The sequence below is a fragment of the Alkalinema pantanalense CENA528 genome, assembly GCF_050753345.1.
In the GTDB taxonomy this organism is placed as follows: domain Bacteria; phylum Cyanobacteriota; class Cyanobacteriia; order Leptolyngbyales; family Leptolyngbyaceae; genus Alkalinema; species Alkalinema pantanalense.
Genome location: NZ_JBLZFX010000024.1, coordinates 1 through 14,901 on the forward strand (window position 1 = coordinate 1; position 14,901 = coordinate 14,901).

The window sequence follows — 14,901 nt, forward strand, 5'->3', positions numbered from 1 at the left end:
GGTTGAAGCCCTGGTTCTCTCACTGATTCAATCTCTAATCCCTAATATGATGCTAAATTACCTGCTTTTTCACGATTCTTGGTAAAACTCTTTATTTTTTTAAGCCTGAGTAGTTACAAAAGAACACATTGATGGGAATGGGAAAATTCCAAAACGATCATACGATCGAATGGAAAACGTCAATAAAACCTCAACCACCACTCGCCCCCGCCCCAAATCCTCCAGCAACTTCCCAAACTTTTGGATTTTGTTTGGCACTGGACTCGCGATCGCCCTACTGATTTACTGGCTCAAACGATAACAAACCCCACACAACACGCTTGGAAAATTAGCGATCGCTAGGGTGATCCTGTAGCCAGGTTTGCAGGTCAGCGATCGTTGTGAAATCCAACAGCGCTTCGGCAAGGGCTTCCAGGTTAGACAGCGATCGGGCTTCCAAGGTCGCTGAAATCCCCTCCGGCAAAGTCCCCAAGCGTCGAGTCAATAGCCGCAATACCAGCGATCGGCATTCCTTCTGCTGACCTTCTTCCCGGCCTTCTTCCTTCGCTTCTTGATAAAAGCGGGTTTCTTGGAGTGTAATGCCGAGCATGGCTTCTACCTCGCGACGACTTAGATGGGTGAACTTGTAGGCCAATATTGTGGTGATTATTTCCATAATGCCACGCCGATCGCGTTCTGGCAGCTCCGTTTGGCTCGATCGGGTCAGTAAATTGCGGGCAGCTTGGGGAATCGTCGCGTCATCCAGAATCGTCAACACCATGAGGGCAACGCCCAAGGGCAAATCCTCAAGCTCGCCTAATTCATCCAGATAAACACGGTGAACACGGGAACCGTGGAGCAGATCTTCGTAGGGGGAAATTGCAGATTGTTCGATCGTTCTGGTGGGATAGACAATGACGGCTTGCCAATCAGTAAAGCGCTGCCGTTGGCGGTAGAAGTAGAGAAAGGATTCGCCAAAGAGCCGCTCGTAAAGTTGCTCATCGCGCTGGAATTGCACTTCGCAGAAGTAGACAGTCGCAGGCGGTTGGTCTTCGGGGGGAAGAAAGACACCATCGATCTCGAATTTGGCTTCCTTAACCGCAACGGAGTAGAAGCGGTATTGCGCCGCGTGATAACAAATCAACCTGTGATTGCAACACATGATGATCCCCCTAAATCCCCCTTCAAAAGGGGGACTTTGGAAGAATTTGGCTAAATTCCCCCCTTTTGAAGGGGGGCTAGGGGGGATCGGATCTGTAGCATTGATAAATCAATTGCGCCGCGTGGGTGGGAGCAGTACCCAGGAGGTCAAACAGGAGAGTCGGGTTGGTTTGGAAGAGTTTGTAGAAGATAGTATCTCGCCGCATGGTGGGCTGAGTAGCATTGTGAAATTGAATTAATTCAATAGTACTATATCCTGAATCCTGCGAATCAATCATGTAACAGCATCCAGGCTGAAGTAGATCCAAAGAATGCATCGATGTCAATGGGAGAATTCAAAAAAAATCGTACGATCGAATGTAAAATATCCGTTTGCAATAGCAGAATGAGCAATAGTGAATGTATCAAATTCTCCACCCTGCTGTTTTCTTGCCCCACAGTCAACGCGAGGAGAGCGTTTGAATTGGTTAGAATAGAGAAGTCTTGAATCAAGGCAAACTGTGCGGCGAGCTTGTTGTAAGGAGCAGTGCAATGGGTCTATTCGATGATGTCAGCCAATTTCTAGAGGATCGGATTGACGAATTTCTCAAAAATAATCCCCATCTGGAACTGCAAGCCCTAGAAGAAAAACTCTACCAACAGGAGCAGGAAACGGGTCGCCTACTGGCCGATCTGCGATCGCGCATTCAGCAAGTCGAGCAAAAAATTCGGGAAACGGCCCAGGACGTGCAGCGCTGGCATATGCGCATCGAAAAAGCCAAGACGGCTAATCGGCGCGATTTGGCGGAACCTGCCCAGGCCCACGAAGCCTCCTTAATCCGCACAGGCAACCAACTATGGGGCCAGATGGAACTCCTGCGCGATCGGGTCAAGCAAACGGAAGAATTGCAAAAGAAAATTCAGGGGCAGCGGCAAGAGGTCAAGGCAAAGTTGGCGCAGGTGCAGGCCCAGCAGGCGGCTCAGCAAGCGGCCCAGCCCAACCCGGCTCCCAATGCAACCTGGAAGGCAACCTGGAACCAAATTCCCCGTATGAATGTGAATCCGGCTGATCCGTTGGAGAAACAATTCCAAAATTGGGAAGCGGAGGAGGAGTTACAACAACTCAAACGCAAGATGGGTCAGTAATTAGCAAGGTTAACGGGTATGAAGGGTTCAAACTACGCGCTGCCGAACTGGATTGTCCTCGATCGCAGTTTGCAGGAATGGTTACGGGAGGATATCGGACGGGGCGATCGGGCAACGCAGGCGTTGGGTCTGGGCGACGGTGCAGCAGGGCAACAGCTAAGCCAAGCGTTGTGGATTGCTAAGGCTGATGGGGTCATTGCGGGATTACCGATCGCGGGACGGGTGTTTTACCTCTTGGATCAAACCGTTGAATTTATTCCCCAGGTGGCGGAGGGGGAATTTGTCAGGGCGGGAACCCCGATCGCCCAGATGACGGGTTCCTTTGATGCGTTGCTGTCGGGGGAACGGGTGGCGTTGAATTTGGTCATGCGGCTGAGTGGCATTGCCACAGCGACGCGGCAGTTCGTTGAGAAGATTCAAGATCTGCCGACGCAGTTTGCAGATACCCGCAAAACAACACCGGGACTGCGGATTTTAGAAAAATATGCCTCCCAGGTGGGCGGGGCGGTGAACCATCGCATGGGGTTGGATGATTCGGCGATGCTGAAGGATAACCACATTGTGGCGGCAGGGGGGATTGGCCCCGCGATCGCGCAGGTGCGGAAAACGTTGCCCTATCCATTGACGATCGAGGTGGAGACGGAAACGTTGGAGCAGGTGGCGGAGGCGCTGACCCACGGGGCGGATATCATTATGCTGGACAACATGCCGCTGGAACGGATGCGGGAGGCGGTGCAGAAGATTCGGGCCTACAGTCCACGGGTGAAGATTGAGGCGTCGGGGAATGTAAGTTTGGAAACGATTCGATCGATCGCGGAAACGGGGGTGGATTTTATTTCCAGTAGTGCGCCGATTACCCGTGCGCCTTGGTTGGATATCAGTATGCGATTTCGATCGGCTTGAAACAGCGTTGCGACTACAAGACCAAATGATTCAAACTTTGCCATGCTACTGCGAAGAAGACTTCGACGTTATAGTTTGTATCTAATGTGCTAGCTCTACTGGATTAACTTCTATGGATTTCAAGCCTAATCCGAGTTCTTTTAAGAGGAAAAATAACTGCTGTCCACGATTCTCGATCGCTGGCGTGGAGATCGAGAATTGTTCAACCCACCTGTCACTTTTGCCTTTTGCCTTTGCAACATTTTGTAAGGCATTCTGAAAGAGATCGAGATCTCCTTCTTCTAAGGCTGCGTTGAGATATTCGATCGCCGGTTCAGAGTCTTGCAAATATTGAAGTAATTCTTGTTCGTAAGGTTTACTTTTAGGCATTATTCCGATTCCTATATTTCGTAGTGTGAGGTTTCCCCTAAGCGGCTTCGGGTGTTCCTTCTACACGAACCTTCATTCCAACGCAGCTCAGGAAGGTAATTAATTGTTCAATTGTGAATTCTCCAATGTTTCCTTGTAATAAGGCTTCAATTCGATCGACTGAAGTTTGACAGTGAGTTGCGGCTTGCTCGATTGTCCATTGCTGGGTTTCGATGTAACGACGGATTTGGAGAACGAGATCGGCACGAATGATTAAGTGTTCAGCTTGTTGGGGCGGAAAACCTAGATCTTCAAAGATATTGGTGGCTTCTGGGGTGAGTAGGGATTTAGTCATGGGACGGGTTCTCCTGACTGTACGATCGCAGTTGACCCATGAAAGGTCATTTCTAGGCTACTGCGGGTAGAACTTCGACTCGAATTTTCAGACCTGCAGGGGTGAGCATGGTGATTAACTGTTCGATCGAAAACTGATTGATTTTGCCTTGGTGGAGAGCGTCTAGGTTTGCGTTGGAAGTTCCAAGCTGGATCGCGGCCTGTTCGGAAGACCAGTTTTGCGTTTCAATCAGCGTTGTAATTTGATCCATCAATTCCGATCGAATTCTCAGATTTTCAGCTTCTTCAACTGAAAAACCAAGGTCTAAAAATACGTTTTGTGCGCCATCTTGAATTTCACGGTTCATGCTCGTCTCTAATTTTATCGATGTTGCAGGAAGCGATCGGGAAATGATGAATAAACTGCACGATCGGTCTTTATGGAAGTAATTCTAAATACGGAAGTTGTTTGGGCTGAATCAAACTAAAGTGACGTCGATCGAGCGTGAGGATTTGAGGGATTTGATAACGTTCAGCTAGTGCAATGATTGTAGAATCTACAATGCCTAGGGGGACTCCTTGATACTGTGCCATGATTTTCAAGGCGTTTTGGATATCTTGTAAGTCAACCGTTTGATAGGTGTAATAGCAATCAGTTAGATCTTGAAAAAAGGCTCTAGCGGAAGGTTCACCTAAATATTTGCTGGCTAGGTAATCAATTTCGGGTAGTGTGGTTGCTGGAACCATTAGCTGATATTGCTGAAAGATTCGAATGGCTGCTTGATGATGTCGATCGCTGCGATCGAGTAGAGCAATGATGCCACTGGTATCAGCTAGTGCGAGAGGTCTTGCCATAGCCGATCATGAGTTTGTTCGGAGAGGGTGGTGAGGCCGCTGTTGCCGCTACCGATCGAGGGTGGGAGGGGCGTATGTTGTTGCAGGTAGGTTTCGATCGCGGTTTGGATGAGCTGGTCGAAGGGGGTTCCTGTTTTTTGGGCGAGGTTTTGAAGGGATTGGAGCAGGGGATCAGGTAGCTGAATGGTGGTGGTTTGCATGGGTATGAAGGTTTTGGGAGAGTTGTTGAATTACGGTTTCTGTCCAGTAGACGTTCATAGGTTGAGTCCGAACATTTTACGAACGTCTTCGACGGATTTGGTTCGTCCAGCTTCTTTATCGGCGAGTCCGGCTTCGATCGCTTGGCAGACGTAAATCTGCTCGATGAGGTCTTCCCAGCTACAGTTTTCGGGGAGTTGGTCGATGAGTTGACGGGCGATCGTTTTGACGTTTTGGGTGTTCATGGTGATTTGGGGTGGGGAGTTCTTCCAGTCTATCGCATCTTTGAAAGTGTCAACTGTCAAGGGTTTCGTGTGTTGATTATCTAACCAATTACATTGTCTATTGTTCATAGGTTCATCGTTTTAACCAAGCAATCAAAAAAACGATCATGATTACAACAGTTACCCAAAACCATATTGGTTTAATTTTGAGCTTTTTCTGAAGAGTAATGAGTGGAAAGGTGGCAGTACGAATTATAAATAAAATATAAATGATACTGAAGTTGAACCATACTATGGAATTTTCACTCTCAATCAAATCTTCTGCCCAATTTGGATCTGAAGAGTCTAAGTTACTCGTAACCCATGGAGGCAGTGACGTAGCCTGAGGTGGCAACTCCATCTCATGCCAAAGTTTATACATTTGGTGGCGATAGTACATTGCTTGCTTGGGTTGGCCTGTGAGAGCGTAAACACTAGCTATTCCACCTAGGGTATTAGCGATAAATTGCTTACGGTTGATTTCAGTCAAAATTTTAAGAGCTGACTCATAAGCTTCTAAAGCTTGTTTGTATTTTCCTAAGGCTATGTATACATGTCCCATGTCACACAGCCTACCGCCTTCTATATCTTTCGCACCTACTGCACGGGCAATTTCAAGACTTGCTTGGTGGAACTCAAGAGATTGTTTCGGATGACTGAGTAGCCTATAGATATTGCCCAGACCGCCCAAGGAGCTTGCTTCGCCGCGACGATCGCCGATATCGCGCTTGATTTCCAGGGATTGTTGGTAGAATTCGATCGCCCGTTGGTATTGCCCCAGGGAGTCGTACGCATTCCCCAGATTGCCTAAGGACGCTGCTTCGCCGTTACGATCGCCGATATCGCGCTTGATTTCCAGGGATTGTTGGTAGAATTCGATCGCCCGTTGGTATTGCCCCAGGGAGGAGTACGCATTCCCCAGACCGATTAAGGACGCTGCTTCGCCGTCACGATCGCCGATATCGCGCTTGATTTCCAGGGATTGTTGGTAGAATTCGATCGCCCGTTGGTATTGCCCCAGGGAGGAGTACGCATTCCCCAGACCGATTAAGGACGCTGCTTCGCCGTCACGATCGCCGATATCGCGCTTAATTTCCAGAGATTGTTGTCGGAATTCGATCGCCTGTTGGTATTGCCCCAGGGAGGAGTACGTAACCCCCAGCCTATCTAAGGACGCTGCTTCACCCCACCGATCGCAGATATCGCGCGTGATTTCCAGAGATTGTTGATGGAATTCGATCGCCCGTTGGTATTGCCCCAGGGAGGAGTACGCAGCCCCTAGACCGATTAAGGAATATGCTTCGCCGTTACGAAAATGGAGGGAGGTAAACAGGGCTTGGGCTTTTTCGTAGGAGGAAATCGCTTCTCGATAGCGTCCTAAACGATAATGCAAGTTACCCAGCCTTGTCCAAGCCCAGCCTAGGTTGATAGCTTCAGTGTCCTCTGTGGCAACCCATTCGGTGGTCAGTCGTTCATACAGCGGCAGCAACAATTGCCATTGCCCCGCTAGATCTAGAAACCCAACGCACCGATCAAGTATTGCATAAGCCCTTCCATACTGCCCCAACTCACAGGCATGGTAAAAATTCTCCAACTCCGATCGACAACTTTCGATCGACCCATCCCATTCCTGATAATGCGCTGAATAGTAAGCGATCGCTGCTTCGTGGGCTGCTGCTGTGATCTCCTCCGTCAACCGCGATCGGACAAACTGCTCCACCAACGGATGCAAAACAAACCGCCCATCCTGCCGCAACAGCAACCCCTGCGACTCCAACACTTCCAACTCTGCCGCCGTCGCCTCCGATCGCATTGCCTGCGCCATTTCCAAGTCGATCGGCAACCGATACACCGACACCTGCAACAACAATTCCTGCAACTCGATCGGCAACGCCTCAAAAATCACATCAAAGATTGCCGAAACACTCGCCTCCGGATCACCTTGATAATTGGCAAACAACTTCCCAAAGAAATCGATCGCCCGTTCATCCACCCGCGCCCCATAGGTTTCCGTCGTCCAAGCCGCCGCCAACTTCAACAACAACGGATGCCCCGCCGCCAACGCCACCAACCGCGATCGCGCCTCCCCCGTCACCCCCTCCCGATCGAAAAACGCCAGCCCCTCCGCCTCCGTCATCCCCCCTAACTCGATCGTCTCCAGATCCAACACCCGCGATCGGCTCGTCAGCAGCACCGCACTCCGCCGCCCCTGCGCCGCCCATCCCTGCAAAAACTGTTCATACCAACCCCAATCCGACTGCGCCAACCCGGACTCCACCTGATCGATCACAATCAACATCCGCGCCCTATCCGGATCATCCAGCAGCCACAGCAAATCCCGCAGCAACGACTCCTCATTCGCCTGCGGATCCCGCACCGGACGCCCCAACTCAGACAATACAAACCGCGCAAACCGATCGAACAGCAGCGATCGTCGAAAACTTACCCACACCCGCTTATCAAATCCAGCCTGCGCATACCCGCGATCGTAGCCCCACGCCGCCAAAGAAGACTTCCCAAAGCCCCCCTGCGCCACAATCTGCGTCACCGGAACCCGCATCAAACAATCCGTCAACTGCGTTTGATAGGTAGATCGATCAATCCAATAGCGCTCATAACTAGGTGGACGCTCCCCCACCCCCGACACCTCGATCGGCTGCGCCACGTAGTGGTAATGCTGATCCCCCAAATAGGCATTCTCAGCCTGCCCCACCGCCCTCACCTGAGAGTGATCCCGCGCATCAAACTTCATCGGACAACCCCAACCCATCCCAAAAAACGCTACGATCGACCCAGCAACCACCCACCCTGCATCCAATCATGACAAACCTCCTCTCCGTCGTCCATAGCGACCCCGACATCCTCGGCGGCACCCCCGTCTTTATAGGCACCCGCGTCCCCGTCAAAACCTTACTCGACTACCTCGCCGCCGGAGATCCCCTCAACGAATTTCTCGACCACTTCCCCAGCGTCCAACCCGAACAAGCGATCGCGGTTCTCCAACTCGCCAACGTAAGAGAAAATCAGGAAAATAAAATAAATTCTAACGATTATGGCTCGATTCCCCCCTTTTTAAGGGGGCTAGGGGGATCGGATCTACAGCAGTGATCAATAACTAATCAACTACCGAAACTTCAGCTATTTTGAATCTCCCAGATTCGCCGTCCCCTCCACTTGTCCCACCACACGAACTTGCGAATTGTCCTGCGCCGTAAACTCAATCTTGACTTGATTTCGGCTTTGGTTTTGCGACTGGTTTTGAATTTGGATAATCTGCTGCGCCAGCCCTTGCAACTCTTGCTGGAACTCCTCATCCTCCACAAACTCCGCCTCTAACACCGTCTCCACCTGCTTCAGAGCCGCCGGAGCCTCACCCTTTTCCGCCGCGATCGTCGCCAAATTTTCCGCCGTCTTCTTCCGTCCCGCAAACCGCGCCGCGATCGACTCCCACAATCGTTCGATCAACTTCTCCGCCGCCTTCCCCGCCGCACCCTCTGCAAACTTCTGCGCCGCCAACCCCAAAATCACCGCCGCCGTAATGGGTTCCGTCATCGCGATTTCTCCTACCAGAGACTTTGCCAACTCCATTATGGCAACTTCACCCAAAAAACAACCCATTCCGAAAACCCAACCAGCCCAGAAGCTTCGATCGCTTGTAAGTGAAATTTTGTAGGTCGATCGCGGGTATTCGATCCCCCTAAATTCCCCTTATTAAGGGATACTTTGAGTCAATCGAGCAAAAAATAGAGATTTTAGCAACTTTTCTCCTATTTACTCCGGTTCCCCCTTTATTAAGGGGGGGTAGGGGGGATCTGCAACCACCGGGAAAACTAAATCGATCGCACTTACCTCGATCGCACTTACTCCGCAGCCCGATGGGAACTTTGAGTCAATCCAGCAAAACGTCGATCGCGGGTATTCGATCCCCCTAAATCCCCCTTATTAAGGGATACTTTGAGTCAATCGAGCAAAAAATAGAGATTTTAGCAACTTTTCTCCTATTTACTCCGGTTCCCCCTTTATTAAGGGGGGTTAGGGGGGATCTGCAACCACCGGGAAAACAAAGTCGATCGCACTTACCTCGATCGCACTTACTCCGCAGCCCGATCGCGCTGCATGATGCTCACGTATTGCCAATCCGAACCGGGAACCGGAACCGGAACACTCCAGCGAATACGATCGCTAAAATGCACAACATGCAACTGGTTAATCGCTGATTGCACATCTTCACGAGTGCCAAATAAATAAAACTGCAACGGTCTACGCTGCGAATCAGTTACACGATCGGAACTATCAAAACCAATAAACATGGGATTTCTCCTGAATGGGGTGACGGGAAGAAACCCCAAAAACTAAGACCACCCTTTTGCGCAGGACAAGTAGGGTGGCCCGATCGAATGTTACAATCCGTGTCAGACCGCCTAGCTGTCTAGACCAGCTTGGGGGTTTAGCTACCCTTTGTTGTTTGCAGCAACGCTGGGTAGCGCCTTAATTTTCGGGAGCTAAGCTGATCAATCGGGAAGTTTAACACGGTTGTACTCAGCTATGAGAGACAAGCCTACGGAAAACAAGGGGGTCTGTCAACCCCACGAGACACTTCGCAACAATGCGGATTAGCACGCTCCATGGAGTCGATCGTGCACTCCGACCTCCCCCCCAATTCCCCCAGCAACCATTCCACATTGTGCCAAGCGTTCCGTTTCTTGCAAATGGTATTACAATAATTCCATTTGGAACAGAAGAACTACTAGCATTCAAGCAGGCACTAAACATGCGTTTAGGCAAAGTCGTCAAATCCAACTCCCACTGCGATTACATCGTCCAAGTTGACGACGAAACAGAATTTCTCGATGCCCCCAAAGCCGACGACTATGGATTTGGCACCTTTGTCAAACTTGAGGAAAACCACGGTCGCCACTGGGCAGTCGGTTTAGTCTACAACTCCCAACTCCTCAACCCCAATTTCAATAACCTCGGCCCCCGCCTCACCAGCGAACCCGACCCCGTCTTTGCCCCCGACCTGATCACCGAAACCCGCACGCTCCTCTGGACAGTCTTGATTGGCAACTTAAATCCCACCCCCACCTACGGGATTCAAGGCATTCCCCGCGTCGTCGTCCCCGTAGATACCCCCGTGGTCAAAATGACCCGCGACGAAATTCATCAATTTCACCTTGACCCCCAAGGCCGATCGCAATTCACCTACTACAGCCACCTGTTGCAAGCAGGCGGCAGCTTCGCCAAGCAACTCACCTACCAAGTGCTGACTGAATTGATTGACGCCAAAATGTTCACCGGCCCCGAAGAACGCGCCTTAATTGTGCTCTCGAAGGATTTGGCATGGCGTAATACCGTCGCAGCCATGCGTTAAACCCACCCCGATCGGCCATGGACGATCGCCCAAGCAGTAGACCCTTCGATCGTGCATAAAAAACCTCCCAGGCTGGAAGCTTGGGAGGTTAAATTTGTCAGGGTGCATCTACCATTCCCCTATACTTCAGTGATCGAATTCCATCAGGAAAAAACAGAAAAAAAGATTATAAAAAACCTCCCAGGCCGGGAGCTTGGGAGGTCAAATTTGTCAGGGTGCATCTACCATTCCTCTATACTTCAGTGATCGAATTCCATCAGGAAAAAACCAACAAAAAAATCAAAATTAGCCACAAATCTTCCGTAAGCGATACCTCGTCCCCGACTTCTTCACGAATGGGTTTAATGCTCTAGATGGAGTCCGTATTTTCCTCATTTTGCTTGATGCTCACTAAAAATCAGGTAGGCCGCTCCCGCCAACAGCATCCCAGCAAAAACATAATTGCGGGTAAAGGGAACTTTCATGTAAGCCACACTAAACCCCGCAAAGATCACCATCGTAATAATTTCCTGGAGCACTTTGAGCTGCGGTAGGCTGAAATAATGGTTGCCAAGCCGATTCGCAGGCACTTGAAAACAATACTCAAAAAACGCGATCGCCCAACTCACCACGATCGCCACCCACAACGGCGCGGTTTTCAGATCCTTCAAATGCCCGTACCAGGCAAAGGTCATAAACACATTGGAAATCATCAACAATACGATCGGCTGTAGCACCTTGTGTCCTCAATAATCGTTTACGTCATTCCCTAGCATCAGTATGGGATATTTAAAATTGGGATCGTGTGTAAGGTAAGCCATGTCATTCAGCCCATCTTTAAACCAGCCATCTAACCAGCCATCTAACGCCAGTCCATCCCAGGCATCCCAGCAGGAATACACTGAGCGGTTGCAAGCTCTGATGCAGGCCCAAGGCATTCCCAGCTTTCGTAACCTGAGCCAACGGGCGGGCATTTCAGAAAAGGCCATTACCAGGCTACGGCGGGGCCATCTTCCGCTGATGAAAATTCGGACGCTGACACGATTAGCGGCTGTTCTGGAAATCTCGATCGAAGACTTATTCCAGCAATTTTCCCAAGGCACTCTTCCAACGCCATCCCATCATCTACAAGGAGATCTACAAGCAGATTTACAAGGGGAGTACGATCGCCTCATACAACAGTTACAGCAACAGCGGGAACAACTCTGGCAGGAATTTCAGCAAACCAGCTTGCAAACGTTAGAACCGTGGTTAGTTCAATGGTCTGCCGCTACCCACGCCGCCCAGAAAAATCCCCAATTACCCGCCGTTAATCTCATTCCCCTAGTGCGACCTGTGGAAACGCTAATGCAACAATGGGGACTCATCCCGATCGGCATTGTAGGCGAGGAAGTCCTTTTCGATCCCCACCTACATCAACCCATGGAGGGCAGCACCAATCCAGGCGATCGGGTAAGAATCCGTTATTGCGGCTACCATCAGGGAGAAAAGCTGCTCTATCGTGCAAAAGTCAGCCCAGTCTAGGTCAGCCCAATATTAGTTAGCCCAATATTAGTTAGCCCAATATTAGTCAGTCCAATATTAGTCAGCCCAATATTAAACCCGCCGCAAGATCCGACACTAGCCCCGTGAGAACCACCCAAAAAGGCGATGAAAGGTCAGTTGAGATAGTCGTCATCATCAATCGAAAGCGCACAATACGCCCTCGCATCGAAGACCAAGCCACCCTCCAGGAACGCAATCGCATCGCCCGCGAAATCCACGACGGCCTTGGCCACACCCTCGCTGCCCAAACTATTCAGATCAACCATGCGATTCTCTTCTGGCAGTCCGATCCCCCGCAAGCCCTCATCTTTCTAAAAGAAGCCAAACAGTTAGGAGCCGCAGCGCTACTAGAGGTGCGAAAATCTGTTTCCATGCTGCGAACACCCTGCCTTACCCGCAGAAATGAATATGGCCCTCTTTCCTATCCTTCAAGAACCTCTGACGAATATTGCGAAACATGCCGCTGCAACCACCGCAACTATTGAATTGCAAACTATTTCAACCGGAATAGTCCCCCCTGGGACACGTAACACCCAGTGGCTGCATTTATTGATCGATCGTAGACAATGGCAAGGGCTTCAACCCGACCCAAAATACCACAGGCTTTGGCCTACAAGGAATACGAGAACGCGCTGCGGCCCTCGGGGGAACCCTGACCATCCAGAGCCATCCCTATCAAGGCTGTTCCATTTTGGTTCCCCTTCCCCTATCTCCTTCCTAACCATGATTCGCCCCCCCTTTGACGATGACGAATACGTCTCCCAAGCCATGCGCCTAGGAGCTAAGGCTATTTACTCAAGGACACCGAACCGGAAGAGCTCACCCTTGCCATCCGTGCAGTACACAAGGGCCATACCCAACTGGGCCCCGGTCTCTTTGAAAAAGTCCTGCCCCCCGCCTGAACCAACCCTCTCCACTGCCCCGCCGCCAGAATTGGCCCACCTGACCAGCCGGGAATTGGAAGTCCTGTATCTCCTCGCCTCCGGTTCCAATAATCGCGAAATTGCTGAAGCGCTCTTTTTGTCAGAAAACACCGTCAAGAATTACGTCACCAACATTTTGAGTCAATTGCGATTACGCGATCGTACTCAAGCAGCGCTCCTGGCTCAGTCTCTCTTCAGAACGCAGTAATCCACCTGGTAATCAGTTAATCCCCCAAACGCTATCCTGATAAGCTAGGAGCCAACAAGGTTCACTCCTAAATGTATTGATCCACCCAAATGATTTCAGAGCCTTCCTTAGACGCTTGTATCAATACCCTTGGTTTACGCACGATCGATCGTCATCTTTTGATTTGTGCCGATCAAACCAAGCCCCTCTGCTGTAGCCATGAAGCAGGCTTAGCTGCTTGGAACTACTTGAAGCGACGCCTGAGTGAACTCAAGCTGGATCAACCCCAACCCGATCGGCCTACCTCTATCTTTCGCACCAAAGCTAATTGCTTAAGAGTGTGTCAACAAGGGCCTATCCTGGTAGTGTATCCTGAAGGAGTGTGGTACCGATGTGCAACGCCCGAGGTTATTGAACAAATTATTCAGCAGCATTTAATCAGAGGGCAAATTGTTCAAGAGTATGCTTTTTTAGAGCATCCCTTAAACCTCAGACAGCACCTAAGCGATCAAACCCTAAGCAACCAGAAGGAGAATCCCCAGCTTACCGACTCCCTAGAAATTCCCGAGGGGGGCCTGCCCTAAGCCCTCGTTCTTGGTGCTACTAAGTGATTTAGCGCTGTAGCTTTAGTGCTGTAGCTTTAGCGCTGTGGCTTTAGTACTGGGCTTTGGTGCTCTGCTCTTGTGCTGCTCCGAGTACTCCCCAGTGCTCTACTTAATTTCTTGTCTTCAGCTTGCCTTAGCTGACCGATCTCAACGCACAATCTTAAAACTTTCCAAGGTAACTTTTTTGGGGTGTCGTATACAATAGCACTAAGTAAAATGGCACTCAGTGAACCGATCGGGAATCAAGTGCAAAATCTTTGAAGGTTCTTGCCTTCGTACCGATAGTTTTGCAGTCTGTTTGGGAATATTCACTGTATCTACCCAGCATGGCAGAAATTGACGAATCTTGCATCCGTAATCTCCTACGGCAAGTTTCTTAACAATGGGCTGGTTCCTCAGGTTCCATCCCGCAACCGACCAACGAGTTCACCCTATCGATATCCAGGCAATACGAGTCAATATGAAGGAAGCTACTAACATCATCCCAAAAAAGTTACTCCTCATTGACGATGACCCCAACCTCATCTTGTTGGTCAAGGATTACCTGGAGTTTCGTGGCTATGAGGTGATTACCGCCGAAAATGGTCGGGAGGCACTGGAAGTTCTCGAAGGGCACACCCCTGACATGATTATCTGCGATGTCATGATGCCCGAGATGGACGGATATTCGCTCGTCAGTGCCATTCGTAACGATCCTAAAACCAATTGGATTCCTGTTCTCTTTCTCTCCGCAAAGGGCCAAAGCCAAGACCGCGTCAAGGGGTTAAATATTGGGGCCGATGTCTACATGGTTAAGCCCTTTGAGCCAGAAGAATTAGTTGCCCAAGTGGAATCTTCTCTTAAGCAAGCTTCCCGACTGATCCAACATAAGGACTCTAAGGGCGGAGATGGTTCGCCGAAGATTCAAGTGCCCTTTGATGTGGAACTGACGCCCACCGAACTGCGGGTAGTTCAGTTTGTGGCACGAGGGCGAGCCAATCGCGAAATTGCTGAAGAAATGAACGTCAGTCAACGGACGATCGAAAGCCATGTCAGCAACATGCTGGGCAAAACGGGTCTGCACAATCGCACGGAACTAGCACGCTGGGCTCTAGAAAACAATATGGCTTAATTAACGAAAAAGACG

At 50.2% G+C, this 14,901-nt stretch carries 22 protein-coding genes; 10 read left to right on the plus strand and 12 right to left on the minus strand.

Annotated elements, in window-relative coordinates:
- Positions 1–169 precede the first annotated feature (169 nt).
- Positions 170–301: a hypothetical protein gene (locus ACN4EG_RS09970; RefSeq protein ID WP_431629208.1), complete on the plus strand. Its 132-nt coding sequence runs from the start codon at positions 170–172 to the stop codon at positions 299–301.
- Between the two features lie 27 nt (positions 302–328).
- Here the strand turns inward: ACN4EG_RS09970 and ACN4EG_RS09975 are convergent, their stop codons facing one another.
- Both ACN4EG_RS09975 and ACN4EG_RS09980 read right to left on the minus strand, forming a co-directional pair.
- On the minus strand, positions 329–1,123 hold the full coding sequence (locus ACN4EG_RS09975) for an Rpn family recombination-promoting nuclease/putative transposase (protein WP_431629209.1): 795 nt from the start codon (positions 1,121–1,123) through the stop codon (positions 329–331).
- A 94-nt stretch (positions 1,124–1,217) separates the two neighbouring features.
- Positions 1,218–1,457 (minus strand): DUF2887 domain-containing protein, encoded by a 240-nt coding sequence (locus ACN4EG_RS09980; RefSeq protein ID WP_431629211.1) that lies wholly within the window; start codon positions 1,455–1,457, stop codon positions 1,218–1,220.
- A 214-nt stretch (positions 1,458–1,671) separates the two neighbouring features.
- On the opposite strand from ACN4EG_RS09980, the gene ACN4EG_RS09985 reads away from it, so the two are divergent.
- Positions 1,672–2,265 carry a TIGR04376 family protein gene (locus tag ACN4EG_RS09985; RefSeq protein WP_431629212.1) on the plus strand — a complete coding sequence of 198 codons (594 nt, stop codon included), beginning with the start codon at positions 1,672–1,674 and terminating at the stop codon, positions 2,263–2,265.
- Between the two features lie 18 nt (positions 2,266–2,283).
- Positions 2,284–3,168: a carboxylating nicotinate-nucleotide diphosphorylase gene (gene nadC / locus ACN4EG_RS09990; RefSeq protein ID WP_431629214.1), complete on the plus strand. Its 885-nt coding sequence runs from the start codon at positions 2,284–2,286 to the stop codon at positions 3,166–3,168.
- 81 nt (positions 3,169–3,249) lie between these two features.
- Here nadC and ACN4EG_RS09995 read toward each other — a convergent pair whose 3' ends face one another.
- The 7 genes from ACN4EG_RS09995 to ACN4EG_RS10025 all read right to left on the minus strand — a co-directional run bounded on the left by ACN4EG_RS09995 (position 3,250) and on the right by ACN4EG_RS10025 (position 7,983).
- Positions 3,250–3,537: a helix-turn-helix domain-containing transcriptional regulator gene (locus tag ACN4EG_RS09995; protein ID WP_431629216.1), complete on the minus strand. Its 288-nt coding sequence runs from the start codon at positions 3,535–3,537 to the stop codon at positions 3,250–3,252.
- A 37-nt stretch (positions 3,538–3,574) separates the two neighbouring features.
- The gene (locus tag ACN4EG_RS10000; protein WP_431629217.1) at positions 3,575–3,871 is read right to left on the minus strand and encodes a helix-turn-helix domain-containing protein; all 297 of its coding nucleotides are present in this window, start codon (positions 3,869–3,871) and stop codon (positions 3,575–3,577) included.
- 52 nt (positions 3,872–3,923) lie between these two features.
- Positions 3,924–4,217 carry a helix-turn-helix domain-containing protein gene (locus ACN4EG_RS10005; protein WP_431629218.1) on the minus strand — a complete coding sequence of 98 codons (294 nt, stop codon included), beginning with the start codon at positions 4,215–4,217 and terminating at the stop codon, positions 3,924–3,926.
- Positions 4,218–4,287: 70 nt separating this feature from the next.
- Positions 4,288–4,704, minus strand: coding sequence for a type II toxin-antitoxin system VapC family toxin (locus ACN4EG_RS10010; RefSeq protein WP_431629220.1), 417 nt, complete (start codon positions 4,702–4,704; stop codon positions 4,288–4,290).
- Positions 4,683–4,904, minus strand: coding sequence for a hypothetical protein (locus ACN4EG_RS10015; protein WP_431629221.1), 222 nt, complete (start codon positions 4,902–4,904; stop codon positions 4,683–4,685). The genes ACN4EG_RS10010 and ACN4EG_RS10015 overlap by 22 nt, the downstream gene beginning before the upstream one ends.
- A gap of 54 nt (positions 4,905–4,958) precedes the next feature.
- Positions 4,959–5,147 (minus strand): RNA-binding protein, encoded by a 189-nt coding sequence (locus tag ACN4EG_RS10020; RefSeq protein ID WP_431629223.1) that lies wholly within the window; start codon positions 5,145–5,147, stop codon positions 4,959–4,961.
- A 112-nt stretch (positions 5,148–5,259) separates the two neighbouring features.
- Positions 5,260–7,983: a tetratricopeptide repeat protein gene (locus tag ACN4EG_RS10025; protein WP_431629224.1), complete on the minus strand. Its 2,724-nt coding sequence runs from the start codon at positions 7,981–7,983 to the stop codon at positions 5,260–5,262.
- A gap of 2 nt (positions 7,984–7,985) precedes the next feature.
- Here ACN4EG_RS10025 and ACN4EG_RS10030 point away from each other — a divergent pair, with 2 nt between their 5' ends.
- Positions 7,986–8,273 carry a DUF433 domain-containing protein gene (locus tag ACN4EG_RS10030; protein ID WP_431629225.1) on the plus strand — a complete coding sequence of 96 codons (288 nt, stop codon included), beginning with the start codon at positions 7,986–7,988 and terminating at the stop codon, positions 8,271–8,273.
- 30 nt (positions 8,274–8,303) lie between these two features.
- On the opposite strand, the gene ACN4EG_RS10035 is transcribed toward ACN4EG_RS10030, so the two are convergent.
- Both ACN4EG_RS10035 and ACN4EG_RS10040 read right to left on the minus strand, forming a co-directional pair.
- Complete coding sequence (locus ACN4EG_RS10035; RefSeq protein ID WP_431629227.1) at positions 8,304–8,717, minus strand: hypothetical protein; 414 nt, start codon at positions 8,715–8,717, stop codon at positions 8,304–8,306.
- A gap of 539 nt (positions 8,718–9,256) precedes the next feature.
- Entirely contained in the window at positions 9,257–9,475 is a 219-nt protein-coding gene (locus tag ACN4EG_RS10040) for a hypothetical protein (protein ID WP_431629228.1), read from the minus strand.
- Between the two features lie 461 nt (positions 9,476–9,936).
- Between ACN4EG_RS10040 and ACN4EG_RS10045 the strand changes: the two genes are divergently transcribed.
- Complete coding sequence (locus ACN4EG_RS10045) at positions 9,937–10,536, plus strand: hypothetical protein (RefSeq protein WP_431629229.1); 600 nt, start codon at positions 9,937–9,939, stop codon at positions 10,534–10,536.
- Positions 10,537–10,907: 371 nt separating this feature from the next.
- Here the strand turns inward: ACN4EG_RS10045 and ACN4EG_RS10050 are convergent, their stop codons facing one another.
- Positions 10,908–11,252: a DMT family protein gene (locus ACN4EG_RS10050; RefSeq protein ID WP_431629231.1), complete on the minus strand. Its 345-nt coding sequence runs from the start codon at positions 11,250–11,252 to the stop codon at positions 10,908–10,910.
- A gap of 82 nt (positions 11,253–11,334) precedes the next feature.
- Here ACN4EG_RS10050 and ACN4EG_RS10055 point away from each other — a divergent pair, with 82 nt between their 5' ends.
- The 5 genes from ACN4EG_RS10055 to ACN4EG_RS10075 all read left to right on the plus strand — a co-directional run bounded on the left by ACN4EG_RS10055 (position 11,335) and on the right by ACN4EG_RS10075 (position 14,886).
- Complete coding sequence (locus tag ACN4EG_RS10055) at positions 11,335–12,039, plus strand: helix-turn-helix domain-containing protein (protein ID WP_431629233.1); 705 nt, start codon at positions 11,335–11,337, stop codon at positions 12,037–12,039.
- 104 nt (positions 12,040–12,143) lie between these two features.
- Complete coding sequence (locus ACN4EG_RS10060) at positions 12,144–12,545, plus strand: sensor histidine kinase (protein WP_431629234.1); 402 nt, start codon at positions 12,144–12,146, stop codon at positions 12,543–12,545.
- 238 nt (positions 12,546–12,783) lie between these two features.
- Positions 12,784–13,191: a response regulator transcription factor gene (locus ACN4EG_RS10065; RefSeq protein ID WP_431629236.1), complete on the plus strand. Its 408-nt coding sequence runs from the start codon at positions 12,784–12,786 to the stop codon at positions 13,189–13,191.
- An 89-nt stretch (positions 13,192–13,280) separates the two neighbouring features.
- Positions 13,281–13,754: a (2Fe-2S) ferredoxin domain-containing protein gene (locus tag ACN4EG_RS10070; RefSeq protein ID WP_431629237.1), complete on the plus strand. Its 474-nt coding sequence runs from the start codon at positions 13,281–13,283 to the stop codon at positions 13,752–13,754.
- A 481-nt stretch (positions 13,755–14,235) separates the two neighbouring features.
- Entirely contained in the window at positions 14,236–14,886 is a 651-nt protein-coding gene (locus tag ACN4EG_RS10075; protein WP_431629238.1) for a response regulator transcription factor, read from the plus strand.
- Positions 14,887–14,901 lie beyond the last annotated feature (15 nt).

What these genes read in the sequence shown, in the direction of transcription:
- ACN4EG_RS10030 (WP_431629225.1), top strand. Translation starts at nt 7,986, where the DNA reads ATGACAAACCTCCTCTCCGTCGTCCATAGCGACCCCGACATCCTCGGC.
- ACN4EG_RS10055 (WP_431629233.1), top strand. Translation starts at nt 11,335, where the DNA reads ATGTCATTCAGCCCATCTTTAAACCAGCCATCTAACCAGCCATCTAAC.
- ACN4EG_RS10015 (WP_431629221.1), bottom strand. Translation starts at nt 4,904, where the DNA reads ATGCAAACCACCACCATTCAGCTACCTGATCCCCTGCTCCAATCCCTT.
- ACN4EG_RS10000 (WP_431629217.1), bottom strand. Translation starts at nt 3,871, where the DNA reads ATGACTAAATCCCTACTCACCCCAGAAGCCACCAATATCTTTGAAGAT.
- ACN4EG_RS10035 (WP_431629227.1), bottom strand. Translation starts at nt 8,717, where the DNA reads ATGACGGAACCCATTACGGCGGCGGTGATTTTGGGGTTGGCGGCGCAG.
- ACN4EG_RS09970 (WP_431629208.1), top strand. Translation starts at nt 170, where the DNA reads ATGGAAAACGTCAATAAAACCTCAACCACCACTCGCCCCCGCCCCAAA.
- ACN4EG_RS10065 (WP_431629236.1), top strand. Translation starts at nt 12,784, where the DNA reads ATGATTCGCCCCCCCTTTGACGATGACGAATACGTCTCCCAAGCCATG.
- ACN4EG_RS10005 (WP_431629218.1), bottom strand. Translation starts at nt 4,217, where the DNA reads ATGAACCGTGAAATTCAAGATGGCGCACAAAACGTATTTTTAGACCTT.
- ACN4EG_RS10070 (WP_431629237.1), top strand. Translation starts at nt 13,281, where the DNA reads ATGATTTCAGAGCCTTCCTTAGACGCTTGTATCAATACCCTTGGTTTA.
- ACN4EG_RS10075 (WP_431629238.1), top strand. Translation starts at nt 14,236, where the DNA reads ATGAAGGAAGCTACTAACATCATCCCAAAAAAGTTACTCCTCATTGAC.
- ACN4EG_RS09995 (WP_431629216.1), bottom strand. Translation starts at nt 3,537, where the DNA reads ATGCCTAAAAGTAAACCTTACGAACAAGAATTACTTCAATATTTGCAA.
- ACN4EG_RS09985 (WP_431629212.1), top strand. Translation starts at nt 1,672, where the DNA reads ATGGGTCTATTCGATGATGTCAGCCAATTTCTAGAGGATCGGATTGAC.
- ACN4EG_RS10040 (WP_431629228.1), bottom strand. Translation starts at nt 9,475, where the DNA reads ATGTTTATTGGTTTTGATAGTTCCGATCGTGTAACTGATTCGCAGCGT.
- ACN4EG_RS10010 (WP_431629220.1), bottom strand. Translation starts at nt 4,704, where the DNA reads ATGGCAAGACCTCTCGCACTAGCTGATACCAGTGGCATCATTGCTCTA.
- ACN4EG_RS10020 (WP_431629223.1), bottom strand. Translation starts at nt 5,147, where the DNA reads ATGAACACCCAAAACGTCAAAACGATCGCCCGTCAACTCATCGACCAA.
- ACN4EG_RS10045 (WP_431629229.1), top strand. Translation starts at nt 9,937, where the DNA reads ATGCGTTTAGGCAAAGTCGTCAAATCCAACTCCCACTGCGATTACATC.
- nadC (WP_431629214.1), top strand. Translation starts at nt 2,284, where the DNA reads ATGAAGGGTTCAAACTACGCGCTGCCGAACTGGATTGTCCTCGATCGC.
- ACN4EG_RS09980 (WP_431629211.1), bottom strand. Translation starts at nt 1,457, where the DNA reads ATGCATTCTTTGGATCTACTTCAGCCTGGATGCTGTTACATGATTGAT.